This window comes from Paenibacillus sp. E194 (assembly GCF_000935845.1).
Classification (GTDB): domain Bacteria; phylum Bacillota; class Bacilli; order Paenibacillales; family Paenibacillaceae; genus Paenibacillus_B; species Paenibacillus_B alvei_B.
The window spans coordinates 1-4,372 of the sequence record NZ_JMDX01000357.1; the positions used below are offsets into that span (position 1 = coordinate 1).

The following is a 4,372-nucleotide window of genomic DNA, read 5'->3' on the forward strand; positions in this document are numbered from 1 at the left end:
CCTCTACAGGGGCACAGCTTTTTTTGTTGAAGGCAGCGTTCTAGCGAATGGCTGCTTCGCCCTTTCATGTGTCGATCTCGTGACTGTGAATATAGGATGATTTTAATCCCTATCAAAAAGCTCGGAAAAACTATTGTCTTCTGAAAAAAATATAGTTATACTAGATTCCATAGTCTTGTTAACCATCTATCGGGAGGAATCAACATGAAACGCAACAAATTATGGATTATCGGGCTGCTCACACTTATCGTCCTTGTGGTGAGTGCGTGCGGTAACAATTCTACTCCTGCGAAGGATTCAACGTCTTCTACGGCGGAAGGGACAGGCCAACCGAAGGATGGAGGCAATATTATTATTGCAGTACAAGAGGATCCTCGTGTATTGAACCCATTGTATTCGAATGACCGTGTTACGTTGACGATAAATCAAACCTTGTACGCACCGTTGTATACGGTGGAAGACGGAGGCAAGAAGAAATTCGTACTCGCGGAGAGCATTACTCCATCGAAGGATTTCTTGACTTACACGCTGAAGCTTCGCAAAGGATTGACATGGCATGACGGCAAGCCGCTTACAGCAGATGATGTTGTCTTCACAATCAACAGCATCTTGGATGAAAAGCAGCACAGCACGGATCGTGAATCCTACATTTTCAACGGCAAGCCATTGCAGGCGAAGAAAGTGGATGACGTAACTGTCGATTTGGTTCTTCCACAGCCATCTGCTTCCTTTGAAGGAATCTTTGCTTCGTTCAAGCCGATTCCGAAGCATATCTTCGAAGGCGAAGCTGATATTGAGAAGAGCACGAAAAATGCAGCTCCAATTGGTTCTGGCGCTTATAAGTTCAAAGAATATCGCCCAGGCGAATATGTAACATTGGAGCGCTTCGATAATTATTTCGCAGGCAAGGGTCATCTGGATCAAGTCATCTACCGCATTGCGAAAGATCCGAATGCAGCGAACTTGGCATTGCAGAACGGTGAATTGAATATGCGCAAGGTTGAACCAGCGGATTACAATAAGTTGAATACAAGCGGCAAGCTGAACATGGTTGTATACCCTGAAGGCCGCTTGAACTATCTGGTGTTCAATATGAACATCGATGCGATGAAGAAGAAGGAAGTTCGCCAAGCGATTTCCTATGCAATTAACAAGCAAGAACTGATTCCGCTAGCTTATGGCTCTGCAGAGTTTGCAGACCCAGCGGCGTCCATCTTTACACCGGATACAACGTATTACACAGCAGATGTTGAGAAGTATGACTACAATGCTGAGAAAGCCAAAGAATTGCTTAAGCAAGCTGGCGTAAGCAACTTGAACCTGAAGCTTGCATACTCGAATGCAAGCAAGATTCAAACAAGCCAAGCACTCTACATTCAACAAAAGCTGAAAGAAGTAGGCATTGAAGTGGAATTGCTGCCGCTTGAATCCGGCACGTTCTCCAATATGTCGCTTGATCCGAACAATACGAAATTCGATTTGTCCTTCAATGGCTATGTAATGGGAACTGAACCGGATTCATACAAATCGCTCTACTTGAGCAATCAACTGTACAACTACGGCCATTACAACAACCCAGAACTCGATAAACTGTGGGAACAAGCTGCAGTAGAGATGGACAGCACGAAGCGTGGCGAGCTGTACAAGCAAATTCAACAAACGATTGCCAGCGAGGCGGTTGTATATCCGATTGCAAACGACAAAGCGATCATCGCGGTAGACAAACGTTATGGTGGTCTTGATGAAGCGGTTGCGAAGCCGGTCTTCATGTTCGAAGATTTGTCCAAACTTTATCTGAACTAAGCACGATAATTTGATATCGAACATAAACATCCAGAATACAGGCGCCAGCAAGGGCTGGCGTCTGCACGGAGGGAATTGAATTGCAGAAATACATCTTGCGACGCGTTCTGCAAGCCATTCCACTGCTCTGGTTTATTTCAATCGTATCATTCGCGCTCATTAAACTAGCACCGGGAGACCCGGTGCTTTCGTTCGTCACACCGAACATGAACGCGGAGGATGTAGAGCGAATCCGTCATGACCTTGGATTGACGGAACCGATTATTGTGCAGTATGGGAACTGGCTTAAAAATGTATTTTCAGGAGATTTAGGTTATTCACTGATGAGCCATCGCCCGGTGACGGAGCTCATTTTAGAACGGCTGCCAGCGACGATTGGCCTTATGGGATCCGCTATGTTGATCTCACTTCTCATTTCGGTACCACTTAGCATGTACGCTGCGTCACGGAAAAATCGTCTTAGTGACCGCGGCCTTAGCCTGCTGTCTTATATCGGAATCTCGATCCCGAGCTTCTGGTTTGGCATTATGCTGATTTATATTTTTGCGTTGAAATTAAACTTGCTCCCAAGTATGGGGATGCGAACAATCGGGGTAGATTCCACACTTGATATTTTGAAGCACGGAATTCTGCCTTGTACGGTACTGACTTTCATGAATGTATCGGTCTATATGCGTTACATTCGTTCGCATACGATAAGTCAGCTGGAAGAGGACTACGTTCAAATTCAGTACGCTTATGGAGCTACTCGCGGCACGGTATTGCGCCGTCATGTGCTGAAAAATGTTCTGCTGCCTGTCATTACAATCCTCGGTATGTCCTTCCCTGAACTGATTGCCGGAGCATTCATTACGGAATCGGTATTCTCATGGCCAGGGATGGGGGCACTCGGGATTACTTCGGTATTTCAGCTGGATTACCCTGTCATCATGGGCATTACGATGATCTCTTCCGTTATGCTGGTTGTCGGGAACTTGGTTGCTGACCTGCTGTACGGCGTAGTAGATCCACGAATTAAGACAACGGGGTGAGTCAGATGAACCGAATGATATGGCGAAATATCGCTACACAATTGAAAGAACAGAAGCTGGCTCTGGTAGCATTGATTCTACTCGCGGTTCTCATTATTGCTTCCACCTTGGCATTTTTGAGCCCGCATGATCCCGACAAGATGGTCGTGACGGAGACACTTCAGTCTCCAAGCGCATCTCATTGGTTCGGAACAGATGATCAAGGGCGCGATGTGTTCGCACGGGCATTGTATGGCGGACGCATTTCACTTAGTGTCGGATTTTTATCGATGTTTATTGCGGTGCTGGTAGGTACAGCTGTAGGAACCATCAGCGGTTATTTTGGCGGCTGGATTGATAATACGTTGATGCGTATCGTTGATATTTTAATGTCGATACCGTCCTTTTTCTTAATGCTTATTCTTAATGCTTACTTGAAGCCAGGGATTACAACGATCGTGCTGATCATCGGCCTGCTTAGCTGGATGAACATATCCCGAATCGTACGTGCGGAGACATTGTCCGTCAAGGAGCGGGAATATGTCCTGTATGCGCGAGTATCAGGCCAGAGCACGTTCGGCATCATTTGGAAGCATATCATTCCGAATATTATGCCTACGATTATTGTTACGGCGACGATCAATATTGCAGGGGCAATTATGATGGAGTCGTCACTAAGCTTCCTCGGTCTCGGGGTACAGCCGCCGAATGCGTCATGGGGAAGTATGTTGAACAGCGCGCAGGGATATATCGGGGAGGCGCCTTATATGGCCTTGTTCCCTGGATTGCTTATCTTGGTTACGGTGCTGTCGTTCAACTTCCTAGGCGATGTGCTGCGTGTTGCCTTTGAACCAAAAGCGAATCAACGTTAGTCATCAGAAGCCGGGTTAGGTTCTAAGATGCAGTGTGTGCACTGGGGAGATCAGATAGTTGGATCGTCCAACGATGCAAATGCAGGACTAACGATTCTATACAACGGAGTGAGACTTATGAATGAACTGCTATCCGTTCAACAACTGAGAACTTCGTTCCACACACGCGACGGAGAAGTGCAGTCTGTCCGGGGCATCAGCTTCGATGTTCATGAAGGCGAAGTCATCGGCATCGTCGGTGAATCGGGCAGCGGCAAGAGCGTGACAGCGAAGTCTCTCATTGGATTAATACAACATCCGGGACAGATTAAGAGCGGTCAAGTGCTGTTCCACGGAGATAACCTATTAGATATGTCAGAAAAGGAACTGCGGCGCATTCGAGGCAATCGGATTGCAATGATCTTCCAAGATCCGATGACGTCGCTAAATCCGGTAGTTAAGGTAGGCGCACAGATCGTAGAGGTACTGCAGCGTCATCAGAAGCTGTCGAAGACGGAAGCGCGGAAACGGGCAATTGAACTGCTGCGCCAGGTGGGTATTCCTTCGCCCGAGCAGCGTATTGATCAGTACCCGCATGAATTCAGCGGTGGGATGCGTCAGCGGGCTATGATCGCCATGGCGCTCTCCTGCCAGCCTGAGCTGCTTATTGCAGATGAGCCGACCACTGCGCTCGATGTCACGATTCAG

At 47.3% G+C, this 4,372-nt stretch carries 4 protein-coding genes; all 4 read left to right on the forward strand.

Annotation, left to right across the window (positions count from 1 at the left end; all coding sequences use genetic code 11):
• The first annotated feature begins 204 nt into the window (after positions 1-204).
• Positions 205-1,803: an ABC transporter substrate-binding protein gene (locus tag AZ66_RS27240; protein ID WP_044357767.1), complete on the forward strand. Its 1,599-nt coding sequence runs from the start codon at positions 205-207 to the stop codon at positions 1,801-1,803.
• A gap of 80 nt (positions 1,804-1,883) precedes the next feature.
• Positions 1,884-2,834, forward strand: coding sequence for an ABC transporter permease (locus tag AZ66_RS27245; RefSeq protein ID WP_044357769.1), 951 nt, complete (start codon positions 1,884-1,886; stop codon positions 2,832-2,834).
• A gap of 5 nt (positions 2,835-2,839) precedes the next feature.
• Positions 2,840-3,685: an ABC transporter permease gene (locus AZ66_RS27250; protein ID WP_021254287.1), complete on the forward strand. Its 846-nt coding sequence runs from the start codon at positions 2,840-2,842 to the stop codon at positions 3,683-3,685.
• A gap of 117 nt (positions 3,686-3,802) precedes the next feature.
• The coding region (locus AZ66_RS27255; RefSeq protein ID WP_044357771.1) for an ABC transporter ATP-binding protein at positions 3,803-4,372 on the forward strand (570 nt) is incomplete at its 3' end.